General features: G+C 36.7%; 1 pseudogene. It reads left to right on the forward strand.

Features of this window, described 5'->3' with window-relative positions:
• Positions 1-327 (forward strand): annotated as a pseudogene (locus CBI42_RS11660) (VirB4-like conjugal transfer ATPase, CD1110 family); the annotation flags it as partial.

A 327-nucleotide genomic window follows, 5' to 3' on the forward strand; every position in this document is an offset into this window, starting at 1 on the left:
GAGTTACGAGACTCACCTATCAGTCATTTAAAGAGCCTTCTTTGGAAGAATGGGTCTTTGTATTGAGTCAACAACCAGAAGAAGAAGCGCAGAATTTGGCACTTGATATGGAACTGTATGTCGAAGGTTCTCTTGATATTTTTTCTCATAAGACAAATATTCAGACAGGATCTAATTTCTTGATTTATAACGTTAAGAAGTTAGGAGATGAGCTGAAACAAATCGCCCTTATGGTTGTTTTTGATCAGATATGGAATCGTGTCGTTCGGAACCAAAAATTAGGGAAGAAGACCTGGATTTATTTTGATGAAATGCAGCTTCTCTTAT

The sequence above is a fragment of the Streptococcus sp. KR genome, assembly GCF_002238115.1.
Taxonomy (GTDB): domain Bacteria; phylum Bacillota; class Bacilli; order Lactobacillales; family Streptococcaceae; genus Streptococcus.